Here is a 25,621-nt window from a genome sequence, read left to right on the forward strand (position 1 = left end):
GCAAGAGTTGCGCCCACGAATGGGTCGGTGGCTCCAACGCTAAAGCCAGCCACGTCGAAGTTGCCAAAGGTGTCCTCGCTCTCAATCTTCAGCACATTGTCGCTCCTGAGGAACACGTACTTGAGCTGCACGATGTTGGACTCCACGCCCCTGAACACTGCATCCACGTAGCAGTAGAATATTGCGCGGTCATCGCTGTCCTCATAGACGTACGTCTTGCTCATCGGTGTCGCTCCCGTGGAGGTGTCTATGATGCCAGAGTCCACCTCAACGCCATTCTTCTTGAGCTGCAGCCACACCTTGTTGCCGTCGAGGTCTATCTGCTGTGGCACGAGGCTCCAGCCCTCACCGAGCTCCCACTCCTCGCCAGTGGAGAGAGTCTTCTTGTCAGAGGCACCGAACTCTATGAGGAGCTTGGCAAGCTCGTCAGGGTTGCCATCGAGGGCGATGTACTCATCGCCAAAGAGGCCCATCTTGTAGTAGTTCGCCAGGTCGGCATCCTCAGGCTTGAAGGGAGCTCCGAACGCCTTGCCAATCTCTGACTGGACCTTCTGGGGCTTGCTCACATAGTACATGTCGCCCTTGGCGATGGTGTCGTCGAGATCGAGCCTGTTGTCACCCTGGTTGTTGTCGATGTATACCAGCTCGCTCGACTTGCCGTCATCCACGTCATACCAGAATGCGGCAAAGTCGTCGGCTGTGATTGCGACATCACCAGTTGGGTTGGAGTATACGCTGCTGCGTATCTTGAGTTCTGTTGCCGCACTTGCCGCGGATGCTACCCCTACGAGTAGCAACGCTGCCACAAGTACGAGTGTAATCTTCTTTATCATGTCTTATCCTCCTCCTTAGCTTCGGGATGATGATGTGCCCTCTCCGTCCCCCAAGGGCGCGTGCCCTCTGGGACGGCAGCATTGGCATCTGGCAACCAACTTTCGTTGATTGTCGAATGCCATTTCACCCTCTCAATCCACAAAGCTGGATTACTGTTCCCCCTATTACAAACTCCCTTTTTAAATCTTTTGTGGTCGAAACGCCCAATAGAACCATGGAGAGCGTGATTTGCCATTCCAGATGACGTGCACGTAGCCCCCATCGACAATTAGCCACAATCGACAATTCAGTGAACTACCCCGCCCCCACCGACGGAGCTTCGTGGGGAGTTTGCTCTTTACGAGCCTCATCCTCACAGGCCTGTTCACACCGCCACTAGCCACTACTCCCTACCAGAGGTTCGGGAGCTACTTTAGCTACTTTACTTAGCATGTTCACTGCTCCGTTAACATCAGTTGCCACCGTCTTCGGGTAGTTCACTCACTCTGTATTGCGCCATACATCCACCGCCCTTCGGACATTGGACAGCAGGGCTGCGGCAATCCTCTGGGAGGGCCATGCACCAAGCCCGCAGTCTGGCCCAACATAGCGTATCCTGTCGCCAAACATGCGGTGGGCACGCTCGAGCCTTGACAGAATTACCTCTGGTGTCTCCAGCTCACTTACGAGCTTTTCGAGCAGCTCTGGCACCTTCCACACATTCGCCCCATATCTCTCGCTGAGCTGTGCGGCCATGGAATGAATATCTGTTCTGGCAATCCCCACCCTGAGGTATGTGTCCGTGTGCTCCAACACCGCGCGGTCAATCATCTCGAGGCTGGAGGGGTCAGAGGCGCACTCCACTCCCACCACGTCCACAGAGGACATGCAGCCAAGCTCATAGTAGAGGGGGGAATGAAGATGTATCTGCACATCAGCCCTGCATCCCTTCACAGCCCTGTCCAGTGCATCGAGGATGTCGTCCTCTGCGAGCATTATGCTGGGATTGAGCCCGAGGCTGGGCTCATCGAGGCTCACCACCTTCACGTCCAGACGATGAGCAGTACACGCATGCCTTATGAATGCCGAGATGCTTCTTGCCAGCTGGAGCAGCACGTCGGGGTAGTTCGATGGGCCAAACAGGGCAAGGTATAGCTCCACTGGCCCCGTGATGCACACCCTCACTCCAAGGGTTTTGCCCTGCTCCCTCCTCCATCTTCGAGCCACCCGCTCCACTGCCTCAAGCTCCAGTATGGCGGCGCTCTCATCATTCACCGCGAGAGGCTCGGTGCACTTCGAGGGGTCCTCTATGATATCGAGAAACATCCTGTTCATGTCCCTGAACTGGGGGTATGTGGGTACCTCCACGCCCGCACACACCTTCATCCACATCGCCTGCTCCACGACGTCGAGATAGCGCTGCACTGCAGCTGGGTCATCGGTGTTCACATCCACCCTGCTCATCCCCTCGGGCAGGGGAAAGCTTCCCACATCATCGAACAGGGGAGTCAGAAGGGCTTCATCCATGCTCCCATCTCCTCTTCACTCGCCCTCTGATACACATGCGCATTGCCATTGGCGTCTGCCTCCATGGCTGTCCATATCGGGCAGTGATCAGACCTCGTCCTGCGAGCCACCACAGCCACCACACATACATACCTCTCGACAGTTAAGCTTATGTGTGAGTAGGTCGCCCAGTATTAAAAGCGTTCAATGCCACAATCACGCAGTATACTGGATGAAATCCCCCCACTGGATGAAATCCCCCCACTGGATGAAATCCCCTCACGCACCCACATCAGCGTAGGCGATGCCCTCAAGCTGGCTGACCTCGATTTGTTCACCCTTGCCACCACTGCCGACCACCTGCGAGAGAGGGCGTGTGGGGATGTGGTGAGCTTCGTGGTCAACCGCAACATCAACTTTACCAACGTGTGCGTGGGGGAGTGCGCGTTCTGCGCCTTCTGCAAGCTACCCCCCTTCGAACTCACGTTAGAGCAGATACTCGAAAAGGTGGAGGAGGCGAGCAGGATGGGCGCCACCGAGATATGCATTCAGGGCGGGCTCCACCCCAGGATGGGCACAGAGGACTACTGCGAGATTCTCGAGACCATAAGGAGCCACTATCCCCGCATGCACCTGCACGCCTTCTCACCCATGGAGGTGGTGCACGGTGCCAAAAACAGCGGCATCACGATACGGGAGGCGCTGACCGAGCTCAGGAGGAGCGGCCTTGGCTCCATGCCAGGAACCGCTGCCGAGATTTTGGTGGATGAGGTCAGAAGGAGGATATGTCCCAAGAAGCTTTCCACAGCGCAGTGGGTGGATGTGATCACCACTGCCCACGCCCTCTCCATACCCACCACCGCCACGATGATGTATGGGCACGTGGAAAGCTGGAGGGATAGGATAGAACACATCCTTCTCATACGCAATATTCAGCAAAAAACCCATGGGTTCACCGAATTCGTGCCCCTGCCCTTCATGCCCCACAACAGCCCGCTTGGCGAGCGGGTGAGGTTTGCCACTGGGGGCGTGGAGGACCTGAAGGTGTACTCCATCGCCAGAATACTGCTGTTCGGGCTCGTGAACAACATACAGGCGAGCTGGGTCAAGCTCGGACACAAGCTGGCGCAGGTGGCACTGCTGTGCGGAGCAAACGACCTCGGGGGCACGCTCATGGAGGAGAGCATATCGAGCAGTGCTGGAGGAACTGCTGGTCAGTACACCTCTCCAGAGCACCTCAGAAAGCTGATAACAGAGATAGGGAGGGTGCCAAGGGAGAGAGACACACTGTATAGGCTGATAGGGGACTGAACATTTTACTGTCTGGTCGCTGAAGCACGCGGAGACGCACAGGAAAAATGGGAGGAAACAGGTTGGCACGCACTAACGCCGTTCAAATCGTGCTCTCAGTACTGCTGGCAGTCCTCGTGGTGGCAACGGTGCACTATGGAGTGTCGTTTCTGGTGGAGACCCTTGTGAAAGGACACAACGTGGAGGCGTACGCCCTCAGAGACTACACGGCAGCCCTCTCACTCGTGGCTGGAGGGGCGCTGATATCGGTGGGCGTGCAGCTCTACAGAGGGACTAAGGTCATGGGCTTGGGGCTTGCCATGCCCGGACTGTTCCTCGTGGCATCCTCCCTCCTCACGCTGCTAATGGGAAGGCCAGTCCTGCTCAAGCTGGCCACCCTCACAACCGCCACCCTCATCCTCGCCTACCTCATATACCGCTACCGCCACGTGCTGGAGGGAGAAGAGTGAAGGGGGGCGTGCTCATCACGGTCGTGGTTGCCGCCCTGCTGTGGGGGGCGATAGTATGGGCGATGGTGCACGAGGTGAACGAGATGGATGCCAGCCTCGCCCTCGCCAAGGAGCAGCTTGAGAACCGCCTCGAGGGGTTTACCGTTGATTACACATCGGTGCGCCCCTCTCAGGAAGGATACGAGGTAGGCGTATCCGGGCATGTGCTCAGGAACGGCACCTATGTGAGCGTCCACTTCAGCGCGACTGTGGATTCTGGAGTGAGCTGGACGAACGAGAGCAGGGCACTGCTCATCGCCCTCGCCTCGGAGGAGCTGTGGGCAGAGCTGGACGAGGGCGACTATTATGTTCATGCAACGAAGGTGGGCGATGAGTGGGTGGTGGAGGTGGAGAGCACAGGAGTCGGGCAGAAGAGTGTGAGGATAGTGGTAGACATCGAGAAAGGCGAGGTGGAAGAGATCGGGGTGGTGAGCGCCCAGGAACGCTCCAAGTATCCCATCCCCGTCATTCCAGAGCCCGTCCCCGTCTCCTGAGCCGTGGGCGTTCACCCAAAGCTTCACTTCGAGCTCATACACCCTTCGGGACGGTCAGAAGTTTCGAAACATTTAAGCTTTTGAATAGTGTTTGAACCCTCAGGAAGTGATGAGATGTATTCCATCGGCATAATCTCGAGATGGAACGCTACCTGTGGAGTGTCAATGCACGCACAGCTCATATGTAACGAATTCCTGAAAATGGGGCACAGAGTTAAGGTGTTTGCTCCATACGTTCAGTCTGCAAATCGCTGGTGGCACCACAAAATAATAAAGAAAGATGAGGACTTCGTCATTCGATGTTACAGTGAGCTCGATCCTGAGACGAAGAGTGGTGGCAGTATCGAGGAAGACGAAGTGCTCTCAGAGGGACTCGATGTTCTCATAGTAGAATCCTACGCCAGCCTGCCCTATGATGACATTGAGAGGCTCGTTCGCAGAATTGAGGCAAAGACAATCGCAGTAATCCACGAAGGATGCAGGGATGACATACGGTACACTCTCGATGCGTTCGATGCCATCGTTGTCTTCGACGAGCGCTATCAAAGAGAGGTCGTGTACGGCTATGAGGAGAAGACGAGGGTAATCCCCTATCCCTGCCATCCGGTCAGGAGAGGGAACAGAAGGTTTGCAGAAGATGTTTTAACTTTCTTCAGCTTTGGCAGGCAGCCCGTGGAAGAGTACCATGATTTTCTTAGGGCCCTCGATGGAATATCTTCAAAATACGATTTTGTCTACAGGGTTGTAAGATCTAACGGCCTGTTGCCTTTCACCAGGCCATGGCTGGAGCAGGAACAAAAAAGACTCTCCAACGAGGAGATATATGAGTACCTGCATCCGTCAGACGTCCACCTCCTCCCCAAGGGGAATACAAAGTATACGGTGGTCTCCTCAACACTCTTCCTGTGCATGGGCTCCCTCGTTCCGACAGTGGTTCCCAATACCAGGCACTTTGAATCCCTGCCAGAGATCAATGGCATAACACCGGCAGTGATATACTCAGATGTCGATGATCTCAAAGAAAAGCTAATCAGGCTGATCGAGGACGAAGATTACAGAAAGGGAGTGTTGAAGGCGGCAGAGGAGTACGTTGAGGAGAACAGAAGTGATAAAATAGCGGCGGAGTTCGTAAAGCTGTTTGAAGATCTCACTCAATCCTGTTAGAGTCGAGCAATGACACTAGCTCACTCACATCGATCTCCCCTATCCCCACCGCCGAATCTGCAGCTCCGTACGAGATGAGAAGGGCGTCATCAACAAGCTGGGCTCCACACGGAAACACCACGAAAGGTCTGTCGCCGTAGATCTCGTAGTTTTCCTTGGGCTCCATGATGTAGTGGGGCGTAATGGCCGTGATGTTTTCGTCGTCCATGAGCACGGCAAAGACCTTGTAGCTTTTTGTTTCAGAATCCACGGCATGGAGCAGCAGAAGATATTCACCTCCCACTTTAACGGGAGGGGTTCCCCAGCCTATCTTCTCCTCGAACTCAGCCGGCTCCATCACAAGAACGGTGTTCTGTACGCTTATATCTGAAAAGCCGTCTGGCAGGGACTCGACATCGCTTATCGCAAGGCAGAACTTCTCTTCAGTCTGGTTTTTTACATGGGGCCTGTGGAAGAGCTTGAGTCCACCCTTGGTTTCAACGAGAAAGGCATCCTTATCACTTACTTCAAAATTCCTCAGCTCTGGGGGCATTCTGAAAACGCAAAGCTTTTTCCAGCCATCCCTCTCTCGGACTGCCGTAACGGGGAGAGTTCTTTCCATCCTAACATGGGAGTCGAAGTAGTTGACAGTCCTTCCACAGTACGTCATGTACATCTTACCATCAATTTCGTAAACTCTCGGGTCCTCAACACCCCATATGTCGAACTTGTTATCCGGATACACAACAATCTCCGCAGCGTAGTGCTCATGGCAATAGCAGTAAATATCCTCCAAATTCATCCCTATCTCCGCTACAGCACTCGCATACGTGAAGTATCCCAGAACTATCCTCCCGTAAATTTTTATTTCATCACCATCAACTACCATCGAGGCATTGAAAATTGAAACGGGATCTGACGGAAATCCTTTTATGTGAACTCGCTTTGCGGTGATTACCGTCTTTCTCCTGACAATATCTACGGTTTTTTTCTCCCTTATAGCAGAGACCATATCAGAATTGCACATGGGTCTGAACATGCGTGAAGCTCGCACCACTTCCTTTATATCCCTTACTGAAGCAAAATTAAGTTATGAGCCTCAGTGCAGACCATCCCCACATGAAAGTGCTCATACTCGCTGGAGGAGACGGAACGAGTTTGTTTCCACTCAGCAGGGAGCAGCATCCAAAGCAGTTCCTCAGGTTCAATGCCCACTCTCTTTTTCAGATGACTGTCAAAAGGGCTCTCGAGATAGCTCCACCTGAGGACATCCATGTGGTGACGAGCAGGAATCAGAAGTTCATGGTGTTTGATCAGCTTTCCGAAATTGGCGTTGAGGCAGAGGTCATCGTGGAGCCAGAGCAGAGGGGCACACTTCCCGCTGTTTACTTTGGATTGAAAGAGGTCGCTCCATCAAAAGTGGCAATATTTCCATCGGACCACGTTGTAAATGGAGAGTATATCGAAGCCCTCGAGAGAGCAGAAAAGCTTTCCAGCGATTATCTTGTGGCCCTCGGTGTTAGAGCCAGAAAGCCCCATCCAAAATACGGCTACATAAAGCCCGGCGAAAAACTGAACGGAGGGTATAAAATAGATAAATTCGTAGAAAAACCAGAAAACGCAGATGAACTGTATTCCATGGGCTATATCTGGAATACCGGAATATATGTTTTTGATTCTGGGATTTTTTTTGATGAATGTGAAAAATTCTCCCCAGATATCGCTGAAACGCTTGAAAATGAGGATTACGAGAAAGTGCCCAGGGCGTCGCTTGAGAGGTGCATAATGGAGAAGACCGAGAGGGGGGCCGTTGTGCTGGCAGACTTCTTTTGGAATGATGTAAGTTGCTTTGATGACATTTACGAGCTAATTGAAAAGGATGAGCATGGCAACGCCGTGAGGGGTGAGTGCATAGGCGTAGATTCAGAAAACAACATCGTAATTGGAGATAGGCTCATTGCAACAATCGGACTGAGGGACGTGGTGGTCGTGGACACGAGAGACGCAACACTCGTATGCCCACGCTGCGAGGCTGAGAGGGTCGAGGAGATTGTTGAAACACTGAAGAGTAGGGGGGATGAAAGAGTCGAGTTCCACACAACGGTCTGCAGGCCATGGGGGTCATATACTGTACTGGAGGAGGGACCTCTCTACAAAATAAAGCATATAACAGTTAAACCCGGTAAGAGACTGAGTCTTCAGATGCATTACCACCGAAGTGAGCACTGGGTCGTCGTGAGGGGGACTGCGAAGGCTACGGTTGGGGAGAAGAGCTTCATACTCAGGAGTGGCGAGAGCACTTTTGTTCCGGCAGGAATGAAACACAGACTCGAAAATCCCGCCTTGCTACCACTGGACGTCATAGAAGTTCAGATAGGCGAATATCTTGGAGAAGACGACATAGTCAGATTTGATGATGACTTCGGGAGGAGCTGACCGATGGCTGCAACTTCTTCCACTGTGTGTTCCACAACAATTGTGCCTCCTTATTATTTAGCCACTATTACACCTTAAGCGGACGCATCCCCGCTGTTAAAGTTATAGTTTCGTATATATTCTTTTTCAGAGGGCTGCTCTGACCCAGCCCGATGACACCAACCGAAGCCGATGAAGCCGTCGTGAGACGGATGCGAGCCGGTTCTCCTATGGAGAACCCTCGCTCTTTAGAGCGGGGAGGGGGTCAGTTTATGGGTGGCAGTTCATCCCTCTACCCCTTCTTTGGCAAGCTCTATGAGTCGTGCACCCCCAGCGTGCGCAATCTCTTTGGCGAGCTCTTCAGCCATTTTCAGCTTGTGTTCTCTCTCGGTCGTGGTGGGTATGAGCACTTCCCTTCGTGTGTGCTCTCTTCCATCTATAGAGAGCACCTCGGCGCTCAGCCTGATACCCTCTGGCTGGCTCTGGGCGAGCACACCCATGGGCACTAGGCACCCTCCACCCAGCACCTCCATCACCCTTCGCTCCAGCTCGGTCTCTGTGTGCGTAATGGGGTGGTCGATGCGGGTGAGCAGCTCGTGGGCATCGGAGTGCTGCATGCACACGCACGCTATCACTCCCTGATTGCACGAGGGCAGGAAGTGCTCACACGGGAGCACCTCCCTCTCGATGCTCCACCCCATGCGGATGAGCCCCGCCTCTGCGAGCATGATGCCATCGCACACACCCTCCTCGAGCTTTCTCAGGCGTGTGGTGATGTTTCCCCGCATTGGGATGACTGAGAGCTGGGGATGAGCCCTTCTCAGCTGAGCCACCCTCCTGAGGGAGGAGGTTCCGATGACCGCTCCAGGTGGGAGTCTGCTCAGGGGTGTGCCATCCCTCGTGATTAGGCAGTCATAAGGCGACTCCCTCTCGAGCACGGCAGCGGTGATGAGCCCCTCTGGCCGAATCGTCGGGATGTCCTTCATGCTGTGCACTGCGAGGTCTATCTCTCCTCGAAGGAGGGCTTCGTCGAGCTCTCGGACGAACACTCCCACACCCTTCATGGCGTGCAGCGCCCTGTCTCTCACGATATCTCCAGTGGTCTTGATGACCACCTGCTCGAGCTCAAGCTCGGCATCGAGGCGCATGAGCTGCTCCATCACCTTCTTCGTCTGGGCCAGAGCGAGGGCACTACCCCTCGTGCCTATCCTGAGATGCATGCCCCCCCATAGGTGAGCATGAGTATATGGGCTTTGGGGCTATGCGCTTGCTGGTGAAAAATGGCTCTTTATGGCAGCCTCCACCACGATTTGCTCTGATGTGAGGGGCACCACGACAACGAGCACATGTGGGTGTGTGGGAAGGCTTTGCACACTGGGATAGTATTTGTCCCGCCGGCTCATCCACATACACCACCTCAAAATGTTTATATTACACACTGTGGAATGTGTATGTGGACTTGGCATTTTTGCTGTTAGGGTGAGGAAGTGGACAGGAAGGAGGCAGTGTACAGGGCTGCAGTGGAGCTTGCAGAGAGCGTGAGTGCCTGCGCCATCCTGCTGCTCACAGAGGTGCCCGTTGACACTGCCCCCACCTCAGTGCCCGTGCTCATCTGCTCAGAGGGTGGTGGCCTCTCTCCAGAGCACCAGCTATCGAGACGCCCCTCGATAGACAGGTGTGGGAATTCTCTCATGGACGTGGCAAGGGACGACGTGCTGGCCATGGGCAGAAGCGCCATGTCTGCCGTGTCCACGGTCGCAGATGTGGCTGCACTGATAGGTGCCATTGAGGAGGGGCTCGTGGTGGGCATCATGGCGACCCATTCGAGCGAGGCAATCGTGCTCTATGACCTCTCTGAGAGTGCCATCCTTCGGGCGCTGGAGGAATGCACCGAGAGGGTGGATAGGGATGTGCTCAGAAGTGCCATAAACTTTGCAATAACTCTTGGATACGAGGGCAGGGAGGGAAAACGGGTGGGCACCATGCTGGTGATAGGCGATTCAGAGGAGGTGCTCAGGCGCTCCCATCAGCTCATTCTCAACCCCTTTGAGGGGCATCCAGAGCAGGAGAGAACAATCACCAACCCCAAGAACTGGGAGACCCTCAAAGAGTTTGCGCAGCTGGACGGAGCCTTCATCCTGGATGAGCGCGGCGTGGCGCTTGCGGCTGGCAGATATCTGGATGTGGATGCGAGAAGTGTGACCGTGGCCAAGGGATTTGGCGGAAGGCACGTCTCGGCAGCGGCCATCACGCGAGACACCAACGCCATTGCAGTGGTGCTCTCTGAGAGTGCTGGCAGGGTGAGGGTGTTCAAGGATGGGCACATGATAATCGAGATTCCGCCAAAGAAAATAGAAAAATGTGGGCAGGTGAGGGTATGAGAAGGAGCATGCTGGAAAGGATAGTGCTGCTGATAGCCGCCATCATCATAGCATTGGTAGCCCTCAAGATTCTCACCAGTGTGTTCTGGGTGTTGGCGTTCTTGGTGCTCGCGTATGTGGCCTACAGGGTGCTCGAGGGCTGGGCATACAGGCGGCATTGAGGTGGCGTCATGCTTGACCTCGTGTTCAGGCTGATTCGCATCGTCTACGTGGTGATAAGATACAACCTCATTCTGGTGGTGCCCCGGCTGGTGGCGAGCAGGAATGGGATGCAGTGTAATCCACCCCAGAGCGTGCTGAGGGATGTGAGAACGCTGAGCACCGCCCTGTGCGAGCTGGGTGCCACCTTCATCAAGGCTGGCCAGCTGCTAAGCTACAGGTCGGACATAATCTCTCCTCAGCTTGCCATGGAGCTGTCCAAGCTGAAGGACAACGTGAAGCCCCATCCCTTTGAGAAGGTTACGAGGCAGGAGAACTTCAGATGCACGTGCCCGGTGGGCAAGATGAGCCCCACATGCTACAGGTGCAACTCCATTGAGAGCATGTTCGAGGAATTTGAGAGAACACCAATCGCCAGCGCCTCCGTGGCTCAGGTGTATCGGGCAAAGCTACAGGGCAGAGAGGTGGCTGTAAAGCTGCTAAGGCCCAATGTGAAAAAGCAAATCGAGACCGACCTTGCCCTGCTCTCGTGGGTGCTGCCCGTGGTGGCAAGGCTCACGGGCATCTCCAAGTCCCTCGATGTTGAGGGATTCCTGTCGGAGCTTTCCAGCGTGCTCGTTCGGGAGACCGACATGCTCGCCGAGGCTTTTAACATGGAGCGGTTTGGCATGAGCATGGGGGGATGGGATGCGGTAAGGATTCCGAGGGTGTGCTGGGAGTACACCACGGAGGAGGTGCTGGTCATGGAGTACATTCCATGGCTGAAGCTGAGCGATGCTCAGACAATGAGCGCCGAACACAGGCAGATGTATGCGAGCCTGATTGCCGAGATATTTTTGAAGATGGTCTTCGTGGATGGGCTGTTCCATGGAGACCCGCATGGTGGAAACTTTCTCCTCTGTCCGGGTGAGAAAAGGGTGGCACTACTGGATTTTGGAGCCACGGGCGTGCTTAGCCCTGAGCTCAAGAGCCTTACATTTAGGCTTTTCTATGCCGTGTATCTGAAGGACACGGAAGAAGCGCTCAGAATCCTGCTGAAAATTGCCCGTGCCCACCCGTCTGAGGTGGACGTCCATGCACTGTATGCCGAGCTGGACGAGCTCGTTGCCAAGTTTCACATGAATGTGCACGAGTCCAGCCAGGCCGAAAACTTCGCAAGGATTGCGCTGAAATATGGACTCAGCTTTCCACCCCAGCTAACGCTGCTGGAGCGGGCAATTCTCCTCGTTCAGGGGGTGTGTAAGGAACTCGACCCCGATTTTGACCTAAAAAGAAGCATAACCACCTTCGTGGAGGACTTTCCAGAGGTGGTGGACACGCACGGTCCGACTGGAAGGCTTAAAAAGAGCATGAAGGAGTATTATGAGCTCGTGGCAGAGCTGCCCCCCCTCATGAGAAGGGCGCTCGAGCGAACGATATCTCATGCTCCAGCTCAATCTCGGGCCAAGGGGCACAACCCTTCTTTCTCGCTGGTCATCCCACCCACGCTGGCACTGCTCTCGGCATGGCTGATATATGCCGCCCCCACTGAGATTGCCCTGTGGACAGGTGTGCTGGGTTTTGTGCTCAGCATCGCTCTGGGCTACGTTGCCATGAGGTAGCGGGATATATATATACCTGTCCCACTTAGGTGAGCAGGGGATTGCACATGGAGATAAGACTGGGGCTTGTGGTCTCGGAGTTCAACCGGGACATCACATATCAGATGGAACAGCTCGCAATGGAGCATGCCGAGTTTCTCGGCGCACGCGTGGTGAGGGTGATGTATGTGCCGGGCGTGTTCGACATGCCGCTTGCGGTGAAGCACATGGCATCTGACCCTGAGGTGGATGCGGTGGTCACCATAGGGTGCGTGATAGAGGGCGCCACCAAGCATGACGAGGTGGTGGTTGCACAAGCATCGAGAAAGATTGCAGACCTCGCTCTCGAGTACGACAAGCCCATAACTCTCGGGATATCCGGGCCTGGGATGACGAGGCTCGAGGCTCATGAGCGGGTGGGCTATGCCAAGCGGGCGGTGGAGGCAGCGGTCAAGATGGTACGAAGGCTAAAGGGTGAGCACTGAATGTCTGCTCCGAGAGTGTCTGCGAGAGTGAGCGGCATCGAGGAGTCCGCGACCATACGCATAGCCAACCTCGCCCGCAAGCTCAGGGCAGAGGGAAAGGACGTCATCAGTCTGAGCCTTGGAGAGCCGGACTTCGACACCCCTGCTCACATCAAGCGAGCGGCATGGGAATCGCTTCAGCAGGGTGAGACGCACTATACTCAGAGTGCGGGCATCCCCGAGCTTCGGAATGCCATCGCCAAGAAGCTCAGGGAGGAAAATGGGCTCGATGTCGTCCCTGAGCAGGTGATAGTGACGCCGGGAGCCAAGTACGCGATATTCGAGGTCGCGTGCACCCTTCTGGAGGAGGGGGATGAGGTGGTGCTGATTGGCCCTGCGTGGGTGTCCTATGAGGCGTGCATCAGGTTCTCTGGGGCACGCACCACGTGGGTGAACACCTCCCTCGAAAACGGATTTGTGCCAGAGCCCGAGCAGATAGCAGAGCAGGTGGGAAGCAGCACGAGGCTGCTGATACTCAACAGCCCATGCAACCCCACGGGTGCGGTGTATCCAAAGGATGTTCTCAGGGCGGTGGCGGATTTAGCGTGCGACCACGACTTCTTTGTGCTCTCGGACGAGATATATGAGAAGATAATCTATGGTGGAGAGCACGTGAGCATAGGCGCCTTCGAGGGGATGCAGGAGAGGACAATCACAGTCAACGGGTTTTCTAAGGCGTATGCCATGACAGGATGGAGGCTGGGGTATGCGGCGGCTCCCGAGTGGATTATAAGGGGCATGCTAAAGATACAGTCCCACTCGGTGAGCCATCCGACATCGTTTGTCCAGAGGGCTGGAGTGGCAGCCCTCAGCGGCGACCAGAGCGAGGTCGAGCACATGAGGGCACAGTTCGAAAGAAGGAGGGACGTGCTCATAGAGGGGCTCTGGCGCCTGGGCATGGAGTGTCCCAAGCCAGAGGGGGCGTTCTACGTGTTTGCCCATGTGGGTAGGTGGGGCACCGGGGATGAGGTGGCAGAGAGACTGCTCAACGAGGCACTCGTTGCCCTCACACCCGGTACAGCGTTTGGGAGTGCGTACAGGGATTATGTGCGGATATCGTATGCCGCCAGCATCGAGCAGCTTCAGGAGGCGCTGAAGAGGATGGAGGCTGTGCTGTGATAGGTGCCATTTCAGATACCCACGACTGCATCGAGGCTGCGCGCGCTGCCGTGGAGCTGTTCAATGACGAGGGTGTGAAGTACGTGCTGCACGCTGGAGACGTGGTGTCTCCCTTCATGGCAAGGCCCCTCTCTGGGCTTGAGTGTCCTCTGTATTTGGTGTATGGCAACAACGATGGGGACAGGCTCGCCCTCAAGCAGTTCTTTGAAGGGGCGGGCTTCTTTGTTCTTGGGGAGTTTGGTGTGGTGGAGGGCATAGCCCTGCTGCATGGCACAAATCCAGAGCTACCAGCAGCCCTCGCAGCCTCTGGAATGTATCGGTTCGTGGTGTGCGGGCACACCCACCGGCCAGAGGTGAGAAGGATTGGCACCTGCACGCTGGTCAACCCCGGAGAGTGCTCTGGCGTGCTCACGGGAAGGCGTACGGTGGCGCTGATATCCGAGGATGGGGCGAGAATAGTGGAGATATAGGCAGCCCTCCAAGCAACACCTTTATTTCGTGTTTTTTCTGTGTAGCCTGCCATGCTCGAACTCGCCGTGGAGGCCCTCGTTCAGACGGCTGTGTTTCTTGCAAGGGTGGTGCCCTTCATGGCAGGGGGCATCTTCCTGATGGAGGTGCTGGTGGAGCTTGGCTGGATAGACAGGATGGCGAGGCTCACACTCCCCCTCACGAGGGCGGCCCACCTGTGCGATGAGGTTGGTGTGAGCTTTCTTACGGCGTTTGGCTCTCCATCTGCCGCAAACGCCATCCTCAGAAGGATGTACGATGGAGGCCACATAGACGAGAGGGAGATGATGGTGGGCGCGGTAATGAACTCGTTTCCAAGCGTGGTCACCCACTGGAGGACGATGATTCCCGTGCTTATTCCGCTCCTTGGGTGGCATGGGCTGGTGCTCATACTGCTGCTCACCATTGCGGGCCTCATGAAGACATCGATAATCATGCTGTATGGAAGGCTCACGCTGGTGGGGAGAGGAAGGTGTACACCCCCATCCAGCAGTCAGAGGCGCAGCCTCGATGGCAGGGAGGCTGCGGGAGTGGCCCTCGCACGAACGATTTCCGCCCTGCGCCGCATTCTCAAGCTCATGGTGCCCATCAGCATCCTCGTGTTTTTCCTCATAGGGGCTGGCATCTTCAATATGCTCTCTGAGAGCTTGCACTTCGTCCAGCCCTATCTTCCCATACCCAACGAGGGGTTGCCCATAGTGGCAACCCAGCTCGCAAGCCAGTTTGGTGCATATATCATAGCCGGTGGGCTGCTCGACAATGGAGTGCTCACGGGCGAGGAGGTGGTGCTCACCCTTTTGGTGGGCAAGGTGCTCACAGTGGTGGGCATACTCAGGACGTACATGCCCTACTATCTTGGCATATTTGGACCAGCACAGGGAATGAAGATACTCTTGGTATCGATGGGGCTGAGGGCACTGACGCTCACGTTGGTGGCTGGCGTGTACTATGTGCTGGCCTTCTGAGCCATGTGGCTCACGTATTCGGGCATTAGCGGGCGTTCGATGGGGGCGGGGGTGCGAGGGACATGGGGGTGCGAGGGACACCTCCCTATAGCATCTCCAGAGATTTTCCCAAGGCTTTTTAAGTGCACCCTCCATAGGCTGCCATGGCGAGTGGCATGTACCTGACGGTGAGAAAAGAGATTGCAGGATGGCTATACGATGCGGCATGTGGGCTTATTGGCAAGGAGCCGATATCAGCGGATGAGGTGCTCATGGGGCTTGGCCCATCGAGATATGCAGACATCTCCAGCTCGCTGGCGTTCAGGCTGTCCAGGCCACTTGGGGTAAGTCCTGCAGAGGCGGCCAAAATGCTGCTCTCACACGTTGGGGAGAGACTTGAGGGCAGCCCATATGTGGAGCGTGTCGAGGCCACGGGTCCCTATATCAACATCCACCTCTCCATGCAGTACTGCACCGCCGTGCTCGAAAAGGTGCTAAAGGAGCGGGAGCATTATGGTAAGGGTCTTAGGGAAGGAAGGGTGATAATAGAGCACACATCGGCCAACCCCAATGGGCCGCTTCATGTGGGGCACATCCGTAACTCCATCATAGGCGATACCCTCGCCCGCATCCACAGAAGGCTGGGCTATGATGTGAGCACGATGTACTATGTGAACGACATGGGACGGCAGATGGCCATCGTGGCATGGGCTCTTACACGGCTCTCCCTCGATGATACCAAAAAGCCAGACCATGCGGTTGCCGATGTGTATGTCGAGGCCAACAGGCTGCTCGCCAGCGACCCCTCGCTCGAGAGCGAAATAACCGAGCTGATGATAAGAAACGAGCAGAACGACCCCGAGGTCAGAGAGAGGTTTGAGAGGGCTGTGGAGCTCGCAGTTTCTGGCATCCGCCAGAGCCTTGCGCGAATGAACATCCACATCGATACGTATGTGCATGAGTCCCAGTGTGTGGACTCGGGGGCAGTCGACGAGGTGGTTCGCAGGCTGGAGCGCAGTGCGCACACGTATGTGGAGGATGGGGCGCTGATGGTGGACCTCACCCACATGGGCATCGACAAACCCCTCGTGATAAGGCGGAGGGATGGCACCTCCCTGTATACCACGAGAGACATCGCATACCACATATGGAAGGCGAGGCGGTGCGATAGGATGATAGACGTGCTGGGTGCCGATCACAAGCTGGTGTCCACCCAGCTCAAGGCGGTGCTCGAGATGCTGGGGGAGAAAAAGCCAGAGATAGTGGTGTTCGAGTTTGTGTCCCTTCCAGAGGGCTCGATGAGCACTCGGATGGGCAAGTTCATATCCGCGGACGAGCTGCTGGATAGGGTGGTGGAGCATGCCCGAAGGGAGGTGGATGCCCGAAGGGGGGACATGGAGGAGAGTGAGAGGCGCACAATAGCCGAGGCGGTGGGCATCGGGGCAGTCAGATATGATGTGGTGAAGGTGTCTCCTGAAAAGGACATGGTGTTCGACTGGAAGAGTGCGCTGGACTTTGAGAAGCTGGGAGCCCCCTTCATACAGTATGCCCACGCGAGGGCGTGCAGCATCCTCAGGCGGGCGGGAGAGCAGACCGAGAATGGCGAGCTCTCTCTCTTGGTGGAACCCTCAGAGCAGGAACTCATAAAGCGTATTGGGCAATTCACCCACGTGCTCGAGCAGTGTGTGAGCGAACTCAGGCCCCACTATCTTGCCCAGTATGCCCGCGAGCTTGCCGAGGCGTTCAACCAGTTTTACAGACAGTGCCCTGTTCTGGGTGCCCCATCCAACCTCAGGGCGCCAAGGCTCACCCTCGTGAGGGCTGCCCGTTATGGGCTGGCTGCGTGCCTCGAGACACTGGGTATTGCGCCCTTGGAGGAGATGTAGGGTGCTTTAGCGAAAACTTTATATTTTAGTAAACACGATGTTGTAAACAGTAGGTTGTTAACCTTGAGGAGGTGATGAGATGGAGAGGTGGTCACCGTTCAGAGAATTCAGAAGGCTGCAGGAGGATTTCGCCCAGCTCATGAGCGAGCTTGAGAGAAGCTGGCTTCCAAAAATGCGCATGGGTGAGCCTGCTGAGAGGTGGTCAAGAGCCCCAGTGGCTGAGTCCTCTGAGATGAGAGAGCCCCACATGGACGTGGTCGAGAGGGAGGACGAGTTCGTGGTCAGCGTGGAGCTGCCTGGTGTGAAGAAGGAGAACATCGAGCTCACCATGGTGGACAACGTGCTCAGGGTCAAGGCCAAGCGTGAGGAAGAGGTGGAGAAGAAGGAGGGGAACTACCTCTACAGGGAGCGCACGTACAGGGGATACCATCGGTCCATCCCGCTGCCCGTGGATGTGGATGCCGACAGGGCAGAAGCCACGTTTAAGAATGGTGTGCTCGAGGTGAGGCTGCCCAAGGTGGCTGCAGAAAGGATGAGCAGGATAGAAGTGAAGTAATCCTCCCATTTTTGTTTCAGCACGGGGAACGGTGGATGCCCCAACATTTGTGCCCGAGTTGTGCTCTTGGCAGCATCCTACCTTAAATGGTGTATGAGGAAGACATAAAAAGCAGGAGCTTCTGGGACTGGATAAAAGCACATACATCTTTTAAAACTTTGCATAGATATGATGGAGTTTTGGAACTCACTGTTATGGAAAGGATGTGAAAGAGAAAAAGGATTTCAAGTAGATGAATAATAGAGGCTGGAGAGCATCAATGTGGGTATGTCGTATAGCACTCCCTCATGGGCAGCATTCGAGCAAAAGCATGAGAACATGTTCCTCCATAGTCTTAAATACATTTTTCCTCTGATGTTTCCTCTGTGTGTTGATATGGGAGGTGGGTCACCAGCGTTGAACATTAGAATAGTTGCCCCCCTCGTGGGGCTTGCGATTGCCTACATTGGACTCTCACTCCTGCTGATTACAGTGCTCCTGCTGGACATTTCGGAGCTGTTTTCTGGCGTTGCCTTTGCGTGGTTCGTCATGAGTGTTGTCCTCGCAATTGGGCTCGCAGTGATGATATACACAATTCGCAAGAAAGAGGCAGTGTAGCCTCCACCCTGGGATTATGTCTCTGCCAACTCTTGATGAGCAGGTTGAGCTGATAGAGAGCGCCACCCGCATTCTGAGCAGAATGCCCAACTTGGTGGAAAGAAGTGCCCACCATGTGCTTATTGTGGGGGATGTTCATGGAAGCCCCACTACCTTAAAGCATCTGGAGTGGCTGCTGGAGGAGCACAATTTCGAGCTGGTGGTGTTCCTCGGCGATTACGTGGATAGGGGGAGCGCCCAGATAGAGGCAGTGGACTTCGTGCTGAGGCTGCTCATAGAGTGCCCCCATCGTGTGATACTCCTGAGGGGAAACCACGAGCTCCCCTATCTGAACTACAGGTACCACTTCTTTCGAGCGGTGCTCGGTGCATACCCTGAGCACGTTTGGCACCTCTTCAATCAGTGCTTTGCCCAGCTGCCCTACTGCCTCGTGCTCAATGGAGAGGGCATCCTGATGCATGGTGGGATTTCCAAAGACATCGTGCACATAAGAGCCCTCAACACACATCCAAAGGGCATGCTCGAGCCACCAGATGAGGTGCAGCAGCTGCTGTGGAATGACCCATACGACTTTGAGGGCACGTTTGCTCCAAACGTGTTCAGGGCAGGGTTCTGGTTGTTTTCGAGGACCGCCCTCGAGGAGTTTTTAGAGGCGAACTCGCTATGCTGGCTCATCAGGGCACACGAGCCAGTGGCTGGTGGCTACGAGCCTCGATGGGACGGACTTCTCACCACGGTGTTCTCCTGCCCAGAGGGCTCCCCAGATGGAAGGGCGGCGGTGCTCGTGCTCGAGGACGAAAAGCGCACGGTGGTGCATATCGGATGAGGGTGATGGCTAACTCATGCTCATGCAATCAGCTTTAGCAGCAGCACCTCGTCATCTCTCAAAAATGCATGGAACACCTCATTCCCATGGATGCCCCTCTCGAGGGCACCCCTCACCCCCCAGTACTCTCTTGGAGAAAGGGAGCCCCGAATGAGCACTCGCTTTGCCCTCTCTTTCAGAAGCTCGTTTGCCCTCTTTATGGCATCACCTCCCTTCAGATGTGCCACGACCAGAAAGGAGTGAACGAGAAAGGGTGAGTGGAGCATGTGCTCTGATGTGAGAAGACACCGCTTTTCGTCCCACACAAGTATCCTTAGCGTCTCTTTGAGCACGTGGGCGAGCCTTCTCAGCAGCCCCGCCTTTATGAGGGCAGGGTCTGGCTCAAAGCAGAGGGGGCTCACGGCATCCACTATCTCCACCTTGCCCTCCCCACCTGAGCACAGCCTGCTTTCATGGTCGGAAAGGCTCACGCACGACCTCTCACATTCCATCAGCTCTCCAAAGTACAGCGTTAGCCTGTTGAGTGTGCCATCTAAGCTGAGATACTCCCTCTCGCACCTTAGGGGAACTCTATCGGGCGCAAGCTGGGGCGGAGCCTCGATGGCAAGACCCCTGCACACCCCCTTGTATAGAGAGAGCAGCCTTGTTGGGCTGGGGTTGAGGCTTTCCAGTGTTCTCGTGGGCTCGGCAGGGGCTCTTGTGGGGTCGCAGAACACGTAGTCCACCTCCTCGATTGTGGAGGCGAACTCTTCTGAGGCGCCATCCGCCACGAAGAACTCCACGTTCTCAACGCCCGCCCTTCTGCAGTTTCTTTTGGCACACTCCACCTTCACGGGGTCTATGTCCACCGCCATCACCCTCTCGCACGTGCGGGCAAAGGCGATGGTCTGCCCTCCAATGCCACACCCTATCTCGAGAAGCGTTGCGCACGAAAGCCTTCTTGCACGGTAGGCTGCCACCCTCTCTGGGGTGGCAAACCTCATCCCATCGGCATCGTGCTCCATCGGCAATGAGAACTTTTTTCTCGCCATATCAGAGGTACCTTGCCCGTCTCTCTATCTCCTTCACCCTGTCCATCACCTCATCGAACAGGGGGCTCGCACTCCTGTATCCTTTGAGAAATGCCGATGTCAGCGCCTCGTCGGCATGCGTTGCCCTCACGCTTTGCAGATATAGGTGCACGTCCACCCCGAACCCCTCTATGCTGCTGTCGAATGCCGCGAGCCCGAAGTCTATCAGATAGAGCCTATCGTGGCGGTCGAGCAGCATGTTGGAGGTAGTAAGGTCGTAGTGCACGATTCCTCCTTTGTGCAGAGTGGCAGCCATCTTTCCAGCTCTCATCGAGAGCGCCTCATTGAGGCATTGCTTGAGCGAGATACCCTCGATGTACTCGAGGACGAGGTCGAACTCGTCCACATCGTACACGATTGGCGTGGGCACGCCGCACCTTCGTGCCATGCTGGTGAGCTTTGCCTCGAGTCGAGTGCGCTCCCTTCTTATTCGCTCGTCGAGCTGTGGGATGCGGTATCCTTTGCTGAGCCTGTGCTTGATTACCCTGTCCCCCTTTCGGATTATTATGGCCTCGGCTCCCCTTCCAATTATCTCGCTCATCGGTACACCTCTTGCTCATCGGTACACCAGCCTGTAGAAGCCAAGATGAGGTCGGTAAACCTCGCCCTCTATGCGCAGCTTGTCCAGTAGCTCCCTTGCCCTCCCCTCTTCAATACCCTGCTCGGATGCTCGCTGCAGCACCTCATCCTCTGGGGCACCCTCCTTGTTCTGGGACTGCAGCTCCTTGATGATGTCGAGCAGAATCTTTATCTTGTCCCTCTGGGTCTTGCTCTTTCCCACCGTCAGGATATCGGCATCCAGCTTTCCAGTCTCTGGATCACGGGCCACCTGATTGAGGGATGCCGAGACGATTTGTATCGTGCGCCTCGCATCTTCCCGGGTCACCCTGTGAGAGAGCCTCATGCGCGCCGATGCCTCTGCGAGCCTCACGAGTGCCTCGAGCTGTCTTGCGGTGACGGGTACTGGGGTGTTCTCGTCAATACCTTCTGCCCTGAGTCCCACGTAGAAGTTCTCGAGTTCCTCCATAGCTTCGCGCTCCATCACGGGGAACACCTCCCTTCTCGCATAGGCAATGTACTTGCGAAGCAGCTCTGGCTCGATGTCTGGCTTTATCTTTTGTAGCGCCCTTTCCAGCTCCTCTTGGGGAATGGTGCTATCTGCCACATTCTTCTTCCTCTCTATGAGCTCTCCAGCATAGTGGGTGCCGAGGATGTGCCTCGAGATGCGCTCGTCGCGCTCCCTTTGTGGCCTGTCCTTCATCACGAAGATGAGGTCGAACCTGGAGAGCAGGGCAGGTGCCATGTTGATCTGCTCTGGGATGGGCACGAACTCGTCGAACCTTCCAAGCTTGGGGTTGGCTGCCCCCAGCAGGGCACACCTCGACTTGAGGGTGGCGAGTATTCCTGCCTTTGCCACGCTAACAGTGTTGTGCAATATCAGCCCGTGGCTTATGAACGTGTGTGTCGGCTCCACGGTAACATCGTACACCCAATCAGTTCTGTATTCACCTTCGTTGGGAACGATCTCGACTTCTTTTATTCTCAGCCACCTGAACTTCTCCATCGCTTTGATTTTCTCCAAGCTTTCTCTGACCTCGGAAATTACCTGTTTGATTTCAGTTCTCAACTTCTGAAGTAAGGTCTTTCTTTCCTCTTCAGAATAACCTCCTCTCTCAGCGTAATCAATTGTGCTCCTCGTGACACCTATCAGCTCTGCTGCTCTCTGCTGGGAGTAGCCCAGCTTTTCTCGCAACTCTTTAAGAGATTGTGCATCTATGCGTTCAATTTCCCCAATCCGCCTTTCAATTGCCTCTATATACCTCCCTACAACAATCCTGTTTACGCCGTAGTTGCCAATCAAGTGCTCGTGGAAGTATCCGTCATACTTCATTCCGAGCTTTTTCAGACAAGCCTTAATCAGTTCTCCAACGTATGGCGGTAAAACGTCATGCGTTCTCAGGTTTCTTTTGTTCCTTTCGATGAGCCATTTTACTTTCTCGTTCTGTCCCTTATCCTTAAGAACAATCTCAACAAACCTTTCAACACAGTCTCCCGTAATATACACCTTGTAGGAGTTTGTTGAACTGTCAACTGCTATCCTCGAATGGATGCTTAGGGTCAGGAGCAAATCCTGATAGTCTTCTGCCAATCCCCTCGATGAGGTTCTGTAGCATAAAGCTTCACTTTCAATGCCACCATCGCCCATAAACGCTGCTCTCAAAAAAGCCACTCTGGTGTCCACATCTGCAGACAAAATACTTCCCGGAATTCTCTTCCCTTTACTTTTTCTCATGAGTTCTGGGAAATTGATGTGCATAAACTCGTAAACGGGCTTTGAAACGAGCCTCAACGTCCTGTTCACGCTTGTGTAGTCGATTGGTTCAACTCCAAATGACTTCTGCATGGCTTCTCTCATCTCAGGTATGACTGCCGGGTTCGTATTCGACAAACCAACCTCCATAGATGACCCTGCGAAGCTGTAACCCTCGGATGCGAAGCCTGAAGTAGCGAAGCATTCATCGACGCTATCTGGAAGGGTAACTTCCTTTTTACCTGATACGTGTTTCTCTAACTCACTGCGACCTTCAAACTCACAGCTTATCACAGCCGGAGCGAAATCACCCACCTCACCCTTTGAAGCTTCAACGGTCGTTATCTTTCCATCTCTGAACACGAAAACGGGATGTTCCGGAGTAACCAGAATTTCCCTCCCGTTGGAGTACTTTATCCTCACAAAGTAGTCCGGTGCTTTATGCCTGCTGACCCTATCTACTTTTGTCTTAAATACTCTGCCGAAGTCCGTTGTGAGTATCTCTATCCCCAAATCGTCGGTTCTCAGAATTTCGCAGTCAATGCCTTTTACCTTTCTTTCGGGGAATTTCGCGAAAAGACCATCTACAAACTCACCTATTTTGTGTTTGGAGCCATCCGCAAGTGTTATCTCGAATGAGGGGTGGTAGCTCTGCTGCTCCATCGCCTCGTGAAGGGCACTTCTGTCTTCAGGGCGCATCTTGTCCAGCTCATCCACTGCGGCGATGCCCTTGTCCGCCATCACGAGTGCACCAGCCTCGAGCGTCCACCTGCCATCCCCGAACTCGTCCTTCACGGCGGTGGCGGTGAGTCCCGCCGAGGTGGTAGACTTGCCGCTGGTGTATATCCCACGGGGCGCGAGCCGCTTCACGTACCTCAGCAGCTGGCTCTTGGCAATTCCGGGATCGCCCACCAGCAGGATGTGGATGTCTCCCCTGATGTGCGCCCCATCTGGGAGCAGCTTGCTCACGCCAGAGAACAGCTGGAGGGCTATCGCCTCCTTGATATCCTCGTATCCGTATATGGAGGGGGCTATGCTTCGCGTTATCATTCCACTGATGTCTGGGTGGCTTGCAAGCTCCTTTATTTTCTTTATATCCTCGTCGAGTATCTCGAGCTCCTCGAACTCCTGCTCCATCACCTCGATGGAGTTTCCCTCCAGCATCAGGTCAAACAGGGGAGACTTTCTCTCCCGCTCACCTCGCTGACGGATTCTGAGAATGCCCACCACAACCACCCTGTCCCCGGGGTACACCCTGCCGGCAAGGTCATCCTCGCACAGCACATCGAGCGTCTGGGGCTGCTCTCCCCCCTCGAGCTCCTCTGGAGCCTCCTGCACCCGAAGCTTCTGCGTGTCCACAAACTCGCTTTTTTCTGCAAGGAGCGTAAACTCTCTGGAACCACAGTCCTCACGTGGGCACACTTTTGGCTCTTTGAGCTCTGGCTTGTTCTGAGAGATGGGGATCTCCTCATCACACCTGTCGCATCTGAAAACTGCCCTTACCACCCTTGGTCTGACCTCTGTAATCTTTCGTATGAGCCCTGGAACGGCAATCAACCTTCCTATGTGCTCGCTTCTTAGCTCCTTTATCATATAGTGGGAGCTCTTTGGAAGCCCGATGATGCGCACATGCCCTCCCTTGAGGCTCTTTCCCATGTGACCGAACTTTGAGAGTGCGGCAGTTGCATCTCTCAGCACAGACTCAGGATGGAGCAGCAGCTCGTCTGCCAGCTTGGGGTCAAAGCTCTCCAGCTTTCCGAACTCCACATACAGGCTCTTTTTCTCTGGAAAGTGGGCCAGCAGCTCATCTATCTTTGGCTGGTAGTACTCGTGGAAGAACTCTTCCCATCTGGTCTCAGAGGATGCGCCCATGTTCACTTCGCAGGTATCCTCTGTGCAACTACTAAATACTTCCTCACGCTCGATGGTTTTTAACCACACATATCTTGAATGAAAAAATATTATAGATTGAGGGGCTCCACGATAAGCTTTTTTGATGTGATGAACACAATATTTTTATACATAATCACATGTCCCTGTATCGAGGCGCTGGTGATACCATGGCAGGCATGGCAGGCTCAATCTTGGACAACTATGTGCCCATAGCTGTTTTCCTCATATTCGGCTTTCTCGTTCCGATAGGAGCCCTCGTGTTTGTGAAGCTGGTGGGCCCAAGAAGACCCTCTGCGGCGAAGTGCAGCACATACGAGTGCGGCTGGATTCCCTATGGCACTGCAAGGGTCAGGTTCAACATCGAGTACTACCTGTATGCCATCGTGTTTTTGGTGTTCGATGTGGAGGTGCTGTTTCTTTACCCGTGGGCTGTATCGTATCGCAATCCACTGATCACCGTTCCTGGCTTTACCACAATTGCAGCCATTGAGTTGCTGATATTTGTGCTGGTCCTCATCGTGGGGTACGTGTATGCGTGGAAGAAGGGTGCACTGGAGTGGATAAGATGAGCAAGGAGGCGTGTGTGCCAGAGGTGGTTCTCACAACAAAAGAGGCAATAGAGGACTTTGTGAAGAAATCCAAAGTGAAAGACCTGGTGGGGTGGGCTCGCAGGAACTCCCTGTGGTTTTTGACCCAGCCGATGGGGTGCTGTGGAATCGAGATGATAGCCTTTGGATGTCCTCACTACGATTGCGACCGCTTTGGCATAATACCCAGAGCAACTCCAAGACAGGCAGACGTGATGATTGTGAGCGGATATGTGACCAAGAAGTATTATCGAGCTATAAAGAAGCTGTGGGAGCAGATGCCAGAGCCCAAGTGGGCAATAGCGATGGGGGAGTGTGCCATAAGTGGAGGTCCATGGTGGGAGTCGTACAGCATGATTGCGCCCCCCGAGAAGCTGATACCCATCGATGTGTACATTCCCGGATGTCCCCCACGCCCAGAGGCACTGATTCAGGGCTTCCTGGAGCTTCAAAAGAAGATCAAGGAAAGGCAGGACAGGGTCTCGAGGGAGCACATTCACTGAGGGGATGG

At 54.8% G+C, this 25,621-nt stretch carries 27 protein-coding genes; 18 read left to right on the forward strand and 9 right to left on the reverse strand.

Annotated features, from left to right (window positions below; all coding sequences use genetic code 11):
- The 3 genes from BP07_RS04730 to BP07_RS08780 form a co-directional block, all read right to left on the reverse strand.
- Positions 1-833: S-layer protein domain-containing protein (locus BP07_RS04730; RefSeq protein ID WP_042686418.1), on the reverse strand; the 833-nt coding region annotated here is incomplete at its 3' end.
- A 481-nt stretch (positions 834-1,314) separates the two neighbouring features.
- Positions 1,315-2,340 (reverse strand): methionine synthase, encoded by a 1,026-nt coding sequence (locus BP07_RS04735; protein ID WP_042686420.1) that lies wholly within the window; start codon positions 2,338-2,340, stop codon positions 1,315-1,317.
- A complete protein-coding gene (locus BP07_RS08780) occupies positions 2,322-2,462 on the reverse strand; it encodes a hypothetical protein (protein WP_157203086.1) in 141 nt (46 codons plus the stop codon). Before BP07_RS08780 ends, BP07_RS04735 begins: the two co-directional genes overlap by 19 nt.
- A 64-nt stretch (positions 2,463-2,526) precedes the next feature.
- Between BP07_RS08780 and cofH the strand changes: the two genes are divergently transcribed.
- The 4 genes from cofH (at position 2,527) to BP07_RS04755 (ending at position 5,776) form a co-directional block, all read left to right on the forward strand.
- Entirely contained in the window at positions 2,527-3,630 is a 1,104-nt protein-coding gene (cofH, locus tag BP07_RS04740) for a 5-amino-6-(D-ribitylamino)uracil--L-tyrosine 4-hydroxyphenyl transferase CofH (RefSeq protein ID WP_052353257.1), read from the forward strand.
- Between the two features lie 62 nt (positions 3,631-3,692).
- Positions 3,693-4,079, forward strand: coding sequence for a hypothetical protein (locus tag BP07_RS04745; protein ID WP_157203087.1), 387 nt, complete (start codon positions 3,693-3,695; stop codon positions 4,077-4,079).
- Positions 4,076-4,612, forward strand: coding sequence for a hypothetical protein (locus tag BP07_RS04750; RefSeq protein ID WP_042686424.1), 537 nt, complete (start codon positions 4,076-4,078; stop codon positions 4,610-4,612). Before BP07_RS04745 ends, BP07_RS04750 begins: the two co-directional genes overlap by 4 nt.
- A 165-nt stretch (positions 4,613-4,777) precedes the next feature.
- Positions 4,778-5,776: a glycosyltransferase family protein gene (locus tag BP07_RS04755; protein ID WP_211247055.1), complete on the forward strand. Its 999-nt coding sequence runs from the start codon at positions 4,778-4,780 to the stop codon at positions 5,774-5,776.
- On the opposite strand, the gene BP07_RS04760 is transcribed toward BP07_RS04755, so the two are convergent.
- On the reverse strand, positions 5,760-6,794 hold the full coding sequence (locus BP07_RS04760; RefSeq protein ID WP_042686428.1) for a glycoside hydrolase family 130 protein: 1,035 nt from the start codon (positions 6,792-6,794) through the stop codon (positions 5,760-5,762). The genes BP07_RS04755 and BP07_RS04760 overlap by 17 nt on opposite strands.
- A gap of 53 nt (positions 6,795-6,847) precedes the next feature.
- Between BP07_RS04760 and BP07_RS04765 the strand changes: the two genes are divergently transcribed.
- On the forward strand, positions 6,848-8,191 hold the full coding sequence (locus BP07_RS04765; protein WP_245597050.1) for a mannose-1-phosphate guanylyltransferase/mannose-6-phosphate isomerase: 1,344 nt from the start codon (positions 6,848-6,850) through the stop codon (positions 8,189-8,191).
- A gap of 263 nt (positions 8,192-8,454) precedes the next feature.
- On the opposite strand, the gene hemC is transcribed toward BP07_RS04765, so the two are convergent.
- On the reverse strand, positions 8,455-9,390 hold the full coding sequence (gene hemC / locus BP07_RS04770) for a hydroxymethylbilane synthase (RefSeq protein WP_042686433.1): 936 nt from the start codon (positions 9,388-9,390) through the stop codon (positions 8,455-8,457).
- 39 nt (positions 9,391-9,429) lie between these two features.
- The gene (locus tag BP07_RS08785; RefSeq protein ID WP_157203088.1) at positions 9,430-9,573 is read right to left on the reverse strand and encodes a hypothetical protein; all 144 of its coding nucleotides are present in this window, start codon (positions 9,571-9,573) and stop codon (positions 9,430-9,432) included.
- Positions 9,574-9,657: 84 nt separating this feature from the next.
- Between BP07_RS08785 and BP07_RS04775 the strand changes: the two genes are divergently transcribed.
- From BP07_RS04775 to BP07_RS04820, 11 genes are all read left to right on the forward strand, one after another.
- Positions 9,658-10,551 (forward strand): DNA integrity scanning protein DisA nucleotide-binding domain protein, encoded by an 894-nt coding sequence (locus BP07_RS04775; RefSeq protein WP_042686435.1) that lies wholly within the window; start codon positions 9,658-9,660, stop codon positions 10,549-10,551.
- Positions 10,548-10,712, forward strand: a complete 165-nt coding sequence (locus BP07_RS08790; protein ID WP_157203089.1) for a hypothetical protein — start codon at positions 10,548-10,550, stop codon at positions 10,710-10,712. Before BP07_RS04775 ends, BP07_RS08790 begins: the two co-directional genes overlap by 4 nt.
- A gap of 9 nt (positions 10,713-10,721) precedes the next feature.
- The gene (locus BP07_RS04780; RefSeq protein ID WP_042686437.1) at positions 10,722-12,311 is read left to right on the forward strand and encodes an ABC1 kinase family protein; all 1,590 of its coding nucleotides are present in this window, start codon (positions 10,722-10,724) and stop codon (positions 12,309-12,311) included.
- A gap of 47 nt (positions 12,312-12,358) precedes the next feature.
- Positions 12,359-12,775 (forward strand): 6,7-dimethyl-8-ribityllumazine synthase, encoded by a 417-nt coding sequence (ribH, locus tag BP07_RS04785; RefSeq protein ID WP_042686439.1) that lies wholly within the window; start codon positions 12,359-12,361, stop codon positions 12,773-12,775.
- Positions 12,776-13,933, forward strand: a complete 1,158-nt coding sequence (locus tag BP07_RS04790; RefSeq protein WP_042686441.1) for a pyridoxal phosphate-dependent aminotransferase — start codon at positions 12,776-12,778, stop codon at positions 13,931-13,933.
- Complete coding sequence (locus BP07_RS04795) at positions 13,930-14,403, forward strand: metallophosphoesterase (RefSeq protein ID WP_042686443.1); 474 nt, start codon at positions 13,930-13,932, stop codon at positions 14,401-14,403. Before BP07_RS04790 ends, BP07_RS04795 begins: the two co-directional genes overlap by 4 nt.
- Positions 14,404-14,454: 51 nt before the next feature.
- Positions 14,455-15,405 (forward strand): nucleoside recognition domain-containing protein, encoded by a 951-nt coding sequence (locus BP07_RS04800; protein ID WP_042686446.1) that lies wholly within the window; start codon positions 14,455-14,457, stop codon positions 15,403-15,405.
- A 143-nt stretch (positions 15,406-15,548) separates the two neighbouring features.
- Positions 15,549-17,270, forward strand: coding sequence for an arginine--tRNA ligase (gene argS, locus BP07_RS04805; protein WP_245597051.1), 1,722 nt, complete (start codon positions 15,549-15,551; stop codon positions 17,268-17,270).
- Between the two features lie 79 nt (positions 17,271-17,349).
- A complete protein-coding gene (locus tag BP07_RS04810; protein WP_042686448.1) occupies positions 17,350-17,826 on the forward strand; it encodes an Hsp20/alpha crystallin family protein in 477 nt (158 codons plus the stop codon).
- 396 nt (positions 17,827-18,222) lie between these two features.
- On the forward strand, positions 18,223-18,423 hold the full coding sequence (locus tag BP07_RS04815; RefSeq protein WP_042686449.1) for a hypothetical protein: 201 nt from the start codon (positions 18,223-18,225) through the stop codon (positions 18,421-18,423).
- A gap of 16 nt (positions 18,424-18,439) precedes the next feature.
- Positions 18,440-19,249, forward strand: a complete 810-nt coding sequence (locus BP07_RS04820; protein WP_042686452.1) for a metallophosphoesterase — start codon at positions 18,440-18,442, stop codon at positions 19,247-19,249.
- A 20-nt stretch (positions 19,250-19,269) separates the two neighbouring features.
- Here BP07_RS04820 and BP07_RS04825 read toward each other — a convergent pair whose 3' ends face one another.
- The 3 genes from BP07_RS04825 to BP07_RS04835 are packed head-to-tail and all read right to left on the reverse strand — an operon-like array spanning position 19,270 to position 24,502.
- A complete protein-coding gene (locus BP07_RS04825) occupies positions 19,270-20,280 on the reverse strand; it encodes a methyltransferase domain-containing protein (RefSeq protein ID WP_042686454.1) in 1,011 nt (336 codons plus the stop codon).
- Between the two features lies 1 nt (position 20,281).
- The gene (locus BP07_RS04830; protein WP_042686456.1) at positions 20,282-20,860 is read right to left on the reverse strand and encodes a Kae1-associated kinase Bud32; all 579 of its coding nucleotides are present in this window, start codon (positions 20,858-20,860) and stop codon (positions 20,282-20,284) included.
- 15 nt (positions 20,861-20,875) lie between these two features.
- The gene (locus BP07_RS04835) at positions 20,876-24,502 is read right to left on the reverse strand and encodes an LAGLIDADG family homing endonuclease (RefSeq protein WP_042686457.1); all 3,627 of its coding nucleotides are present in this window, start codon (positions 24,500-24,502) and stop codon (positions 20,876-20,878) included.
- A 158-nt stretch (positions 24,503-24,660) separates the two neighbouring features.
- Between BP07_RS04835 and BP07_RS04840 the strand changes: the two genes are divergently transcribed.
- Together BP07_RS04840 and BP07_RS04845 are read left to right on the forward strand one after the other, a co-directional pair.
- Positions 24,661-25,092, forward strand: coding sequence for an NADH-quinone oxidoreductase subunit A (locus tag BP07_RS04840; RefSeq protein ID WP_245597052.1), 432 nt, complete (start codon positions 24,661-24,663; stop codon positions 25,090-25,092).
- The gene (locus tag BP07_RS04845) at positions 25,089-25,613 is read left to right on the forward strand and encodes an NADH-quinone oxidoreductase subunit B (RefSeq protein ID WP_052353258.1); all 525 of its coding nucleotides are present in this window, start codon (positions 25,089-25,091) and stop codon (positions 25,611-25,613) included. The genes BP07_RS04840 and BP07_RS04845 overlap by 4 nt, the downstream gene beginning before the upstream one ends.
- Positions 25,614-25,621 lie beyond the last annotated feature (8 nt).

This window comes from Methermicoccus shengliensis DSM 18856, assembly GCF_000711905.1.
In the GTDB taxonomy this organism is placed as follows: domain Archaea; phylum Halobacteriota; class Methanosarcinia; order DSM-18856; family Methermicoccaceae; genus Methermicoccus; species Methermicoccus shengliensis.

What these genes read in the sequence shown, in the direction of transcription:
- BP07_RS04735 (WP_042686420.1), bottom strand. Translation starts at nt 2,340, where the DNA reads ATGGATGAAGCCCTTCTGACTCCCCTGTTCGATGATGTGGGAAGCTTT.
- cofH (WP_052353257.1), top strand. Translation starts at nt 2,527, where the DNA reads ATGCCACAATCACGCAGTATACTGGATGAAATCCCCCCACTGGATGAA.
- BP07_RS04755 (WP_211247055.1), top strand. Translation starts at nt 4,778, where the DNA reads ATGCACGCACAGCTCATATGTAACGAATTCCTGAAAATGGGGCACAGA.
- BP07_RS04760 (WP_042686428.1), bottom strand. Translation starts at nt 6,794, where the DNA reads ATGTTCAGACCCATGTGCAATTCTGATATGGTCTCTGCTATAAGGGAG.
- BP07_RS04765 (WP_245597050.1), top strand. Translation starts at nt 6,848, where the DNA reads ATGAGCCTCAGTGCAGACCATCCCCACATGAAAGTGCTCATACTCGCT.
- hemC (WP_042686433.1), bottom strand. Translation starts at nt 9,390, where the DNA reads ATGCATCTCAGGATAGGCACGAGGGGTAGTGCCCTCGCTCTGGCCCAG.
- BP07_RS08785 (WP_157203088.1), bottom strand. Translation starts at nt 9,573, where the DNA reads ATGAGCCGGCGGGACAAATACTATCCCAGTGTGCAAAGCCTTCCCACA.
- BP07_RS08790 (WP_157203089.1), top strand. Translation starts at nt 10,548, where the DNA reads ATGAGAAGGAGCATGCTGGAAAGGATAGTGCTGCTGATAGCCGCCATC.
- BP07_RS04780 (WP_042686437.1), top strand. Translation starts at nt 10,722, where the DNA reads ATGCTTGACCTCGTGTTCAGGCTGATTCGCATCGTCTACGTGGTGATA.
- ribH (WP_042686439.1), top strand. Translation starts at nt 12,359, where the DNA reads ATGGAGATAAGACTGGGGCTTGTGGTCTCGGAGTTCAACCGGGACATC.
- BP07_RS04790 (WP_042686441.1), top strand. Translation starts at nt 12,776, where the DNA reads ATGTCTGCTCCGAGAGTGTCTGCGAGAGTGAGCGGCATCGAGGAGTCC.
- BP07_RS04800 (WP_042686446.1), top strand. Translation starts at nt 14,455, where the DNA reads ATGCTCGAACTCGCCGTGGAGGCCCTCGTTCAGACGGCTGTGTTTCTT.
- argS (WP_245597051.1), top strand. Translation starts at nt 15,549, where the DNA reads ATGGCGAGTGGCATGTACCTGACGGTGAGAAAAGAGATTGCAGGATGG.
- BP07_RS04810 (WP_042686448.1), top strand. Translation starts at nt 17,350, where the DNA reads ATGGAGAGGTGGTCACCGTTCAGAGAATTCAGAAGGCTGCAGGAGGAT.
- BP07_RS04820 (WP_042686452.1), top strand. Translation starts at nt 18,440, where the DNA reads ATGTCTCTGCCAACTCTTGATGAGCAGGTTGAGCTGATAGAGAGCGCC.
- BP07_RS04825 (WP_042686454.1), bottom strand. Translation starts at nt 20,280, where the DNA reads ATGGCGAGAAAAAAGTTCTCATTGCCGATGGAGCACGATGCCGATGGG.
- BP07_RS04830 (WP_042686456.1), bottom strand. Translation starts at nt 20,860, where the DNA reads ATGAGCGAGATAATTGGAAGGGGAGCCGAGGCCATAATAATCCGAAAG.
- BP07_RS04835 (WP_042686457.1), bottom strand. Translation starts at nt 24,502, where the DNA reads ATGGGCGCATCCTCTGAGACCAGATGGGAAGAGTTCTTCCACGAGTAC.
- BP07_RS04840 (WP_245597052.1), top strand. Translation starts at nt 24,661, where the DNA reads ATGTCCCTGTATCGAGGCGCTGGTGATACCATGGCAGGCATGGCAGGC.
- BP07_RS04845 (WP_052353258.1), top strand. Translation starts at nt 25,089, where the DNA reads ATGAGCAAGGAGGCGTGTGTGCCAGAGGTGGTTCTCACAACAAAAGAG.